General features: G+C 61.7%; 3 protein-coding genes. All 3 read right to left on the bottom strand.

The window, feature by feature from the left end:
- Window positions 1-444 precede the first annotated feature (444 nt).
- Complete coding sequence (locus AACR77_RS09210; protein WP_005297820.1) at window positions 445-654, bottom strand: cold-shock protein; 210 nt, start codon at window positions 652-654, stop codon at window positions 445-447.
- 295 nt (window positions 655-949) lie between these two features.
- Window positions 950-1,609 (bottom strand): LysM-like peptidoglycan-binding domain-containing protein, encoded by a 660-nt coding sequence (locus AACR77_RS09205; RefSeq protein ID WP_010675484.1) that lies wholly within the window; start codon window positions 1,607-1,609, stop codon window positions 950-952.
- 99 nt (window positions 1,610-1,708) lie between these two features.
- Window positions 1,709-2,967, bottom strand: a 1,259-nt coding sequence (locus AACR77_RS09200) for a methyl-accepting chemotaxis protein (RefSeq protein ID WP_042880936.1), incomplete at its 5' end; no start/stop codon positions are given.

Genomic DNA, 2,967 nt, shown 5'->3' with positions numbered 1-2,967 from the left:
AGGTCGGGGTCGCGAGTTCGAGTCTCGTTTCCCGCTCCAATCTCTCTTCGACGTTCTCATAATCCCTTTGAATTGCCCATCACATCGCGCTGCGATGATTTGTCGTATCCGGCGTTTGCCTGATTTCTCTCTTCCCCGCACATCCCAAGTCATAAGACCAAGATGTGTTGCTTGCTAATAGCCTCCCGGAGATCGGGCACAACCCTTTGCGGTCGGCTAACAGGCTTGGCAGGGCCTGAATGACAGACAGTGGCTCGGTGTAAGTTAAAACCGGGGCATTTAACCAAAACTCATCATTTTGATTTATAGCGGCTGTGGCGGCCATAAACGGCTTGCAGGTGGGGATGGCAAGCCCGGCAAGAGCTCTGCCGATCGGGGAGGGGAAATCGCGGGCAAAAAAATAGGAGGGGCGATGGCTCCTCCTACGGGTTCACTGGCGCTGGCTCAGATAACGGTGACGTTCTCGGCCTGAGGGCCTTTTTTGCCCTGGGTCACAGTGAACTGGACTTTTTGACCTTCAGCCAGGGTCTTGAAACCTGCGCTCTGGATGGAGGAGAAGTGAACGAAAACGTCCGGTCCCTGGGATTGCTCGATGAAGCCAAAACCCTTGGTTTCGTTGAACCATTTTACTTGGCCGGTGCGAATGTCAGACATGTGGTAAGTCCTATCTATAACAAAATGAAACTAAGCCTGGTTGGGCAGCATTTGCCTGGAAGTCAGGGGTTGAAGCATGACTGACCACGTCTCTTTGTCCCAGTAGCATGTAGCACAATCCCTGTCTAAAGCCTGACCGATTGTACTGGAGCCCGATCCCTTGTCAATTTGGCACTTTTCATTTTTTGAGCGAGCTAAAAGTATTGTGAAGTCAGCAGCTTGTTTCATGCTTCACATCAAAAAAAACGGGAGGCCATGGCCTCCCGTCTGCATAAGGGGGTGTGGTCGAGCCCCCTTATTCCTTGAGGGCGAACCCTTCCCCCTGGCGGTCGTAGCGGTAGCTGACCTGACCGAGAGAGCGGACCTCGACCCGCTGGATGCGGCGGCTGGTGTCCACCAGGATGAACACCGACTTGCCCGACTGCAGCCGGGTCAGCGGCCTGTCCGGCCCTTCGATGGCGATGAGCCGGCTGAGCTCGGCCCCCGGCAACTCGAACTTGCGGAAGATGGAGTAGAGGGTTTCACCGGCCTGCACGTCGTGCTGCAACCAGGTGCCATCCACTTTTTCCTCGACGGGCTTGGCGGCCTGGGGCTCACCGGCGTTGCCGACGGTCAGGGCCTGGGCCGGCACGGCCAGGGGGACCGCCAGAGAGCCTGACGGCGCCGTGGTGGGGGCGGCGGGGGCGGGCTCCCAGGCCAGCACCAGCAGCCAGAGCGGGATCAGCACCAGCAACCCTATGGTGTGTTTGCGGGGCAGGGGGCTTGCCAGCTTGAACGAGGCCGCCTTCGGTTCCTTGTTGCGCTGACCCAGGCCACTCATGCCCTGGCCGAGACGCTGGCGCAGGGGCAGGGTAGCCGCGTTGATACGTTGGAGCAGGGTTCCTTGTGATTCGTCTTGGCGACGCTGCTGGGCTCGTCTGTTATGGCCACGTGGGCGACGGTCCGGGGTGGGCACGGCATTTACCTCTCACTACATTGCCTGCCATCAGGCAAATATGCCGCCTATGGTAAACGGACTCGTCCCCGAGGGGGAGAGTCCGGAGCATGAAAATTATCAGCTGAGACGAAACTGACCCAACAATTGCTGCAAACGTTCCGCCGCCTGACGCAAGGCCTGACTGGCGTTGGCCGTGCTGGTGGCGTCCCTGGCGATGTCGTTGGCCAGTGCGCTGGTTTTTGACAGATTGCCGGAGACGGTCTCGGAAACCGAGCTCTGCTCCTCGGCGGCGGAGGCGATCTGGTAGGTCATGTCGTTGATGGTGGCGATGGCCTGGAAGATGCTGCCGAGGGCCGCCTCCGCCTGATCCGCTTCCCCCACCGCCTGATGGGTCAGCTGCTGGCTCTGCTGGATGGCGTTGACCGCGTTGGTGGAGCTGTGGCGGATCTTGTCGATCAGCTCCTGGGTATTCTGCACCGCCTGCTGGGTGTTGCCCGCCAGCTTGCGCACCTCGTCGGCCACCACCGCAAAACCGCGCCCCTGCTCGCCGGCCCGGGCCGCCTCGATGGCGGCGTTGAGCGCCAGCAGGTTGGTCTGATCGGCGATCCCCTGGATGACGGTGAGGATGCTGGTGATCTGCTCGCTGTCGTGAGCCAGCCCTTCCACCACCTCGGCTCCCTTGCCCGCCTCGGCGGCCACCTTGTGCATGGAGTGGATCACCCGCTGGAAGCGTACCTTGCCCTCGTCCGCCGCGCTCTGGGCCTGCTTGGCGGAGTCGGCGGTGTTGTTGGCGTGGGTGGCCACCTCCTGGCTGACATAGGACATCTCCTGTACCGCGGTCAGCATCTGCTCCATCTCGGCCTGATGATGCTGCAGGTTGCTGTCGGTCTGGCCGGCGATGCGATCGGTATCCCCGGCGTGGCGATGGACCTCGCTCGCGGTCTTCTGCACATCCCCGAGCAGGGCCTGCAGCTTGTCGATGAAGCGATTGATGCCCCGGGCCAGGGCCCCTAGCTCGTCCCGGGAGCGGCTCTCCAGGCGCTTGGTGAGATCTCCGTCGCCGTCGGCGATGTCATCCACCAGGCTGACCATCTGGCGGATGGGGCCCGTGATGCTGCGGGCAATGACCAGCATGGTGCCAAGGGCCAGCGCCAGTACGATGAGGGCACCGATGAGCTGCTGGGTCATGGCGGCGCGGTTCATGTCGGTGAGCTGGCGTGCCAGCTCGTCCGCTCCCGCCAGCACCACCTTGTAGGGCAGGGTGACGATGATGGCCCAGTTGCGGGCCATGCCGGGCACCGCGATGGGCACCGAGATGCGAAACGCATCGTCGAGCTCCTGGCGCTGCACGTCCGGTTTGAGGTACTGCTGCCAGC

Origin of the sequence: Aeromonas sp. ZOR0002, assembly GCF_963866995.1 — a bacterium.
Classification (GTDB): domain Bacteria; phylum Pseudomonadota; class Gammaproteobacteria; order Enterobacterales; family Aeromonadaceae; genus Aeromonas; species Aeromonas caviae.
Note: the sequence above shows the minus strand (reverse complement) of the source record. Positions and strands in the feature narration are given on the sequence as shown.

Coding starts and splice junctions, on each gene's coding strand:
- AACR77_RS09210 (WP_005297820.1), bottom strand. CDS start 654: ATGTCTGACATTCGCACCGGCCAAGTAAAATGGTTCAACGAAACCAAG.